This window comes from Vibrio genomosp. F6 (genome assembly GCF_005146325.1).
Lineage (GTDB): Bacteria > Pseudomonadota > Gammaproteobacteria > Enterobacterales > Vibrionaceae > Vibrio > Vibrio cortegadensis.
Genome location: NZ_SYUT01000159.1, coordinates 1 through 607, shown reverse-complemented (window position 1 = coordinate 607; position 607 = coordinate 1). Strand labels below are relative to the sequence as shown.

The following is a 607-nucleotide window of genomic DNA, read 5'->3' as shown; positions in this document are numbered from 1 at the left end:
CTTAAATTGTTTGTTAGCACTTTACATTACGCACTCTTTAGCCGCTTTAGCTTTCTCAATGCTTTTTTCGATTAAACTTTTGGTCTCTTCGCTACCAATTGTCGATAGAACTTTATCCATTAATTTCTCAGCCGTTGATTCAGATGAAGCATCAACCAAACAGCTATACGCATTGGCAATGTTATCTTTTGCTTCTGCCAAAGCTCCTTGGTCGCTTAAATCAACATCTAATGCCTCTTGTACTGAAACCGCTAGCTCTTTTGCCGATTCTGTTGCATCACCAAATTGCTCTAAATTCAAATTATCTAAATCAATTTCTGACATTTTCTCTTGCACGCTATCAACCGCTTGATTAGCCGCCTCTTGAGCTTGGTCAAGAGCTTTAGTTGCATCTTCACACCCTGATAGTGCTGCAACAAGAATAATAGCTGTAATATATTTGTTCATGTGAAACCTTAATGGCTGATAGTTGAAATGTCATCATAATCGAGCATGCACTATCAAGAAACAGCAATAACGTAACTTCTTATTATATATGCGATATGTACACTACAAGAGGAGAGTTTGACAACTTACACCAGACCAGTGCTAACGCCGCATTAAGGGG

The 607-nt window shown here is 38.6% G+C and carries 1 protein-coding gene; it reads right to left on the bottom strand.

Going from position 1 to position 607, the window contains the following annotated elements; genetic code table 11:
- Positions 1-21: 21 nt before the first annotated feature.
- Positions 22-447 carry a hypothetical protein gene (locus FCV43_RS20285; protein ID WP_136996196.1) on the bottom strand — a complete coding sequence of 142 codons (426 nt, stop codon included), beginning with the start codon at positions 445-447 and terminating at the stop codon, positions 22-24.
- Positions 448-607: the final 160 nt, after the last annotated feature.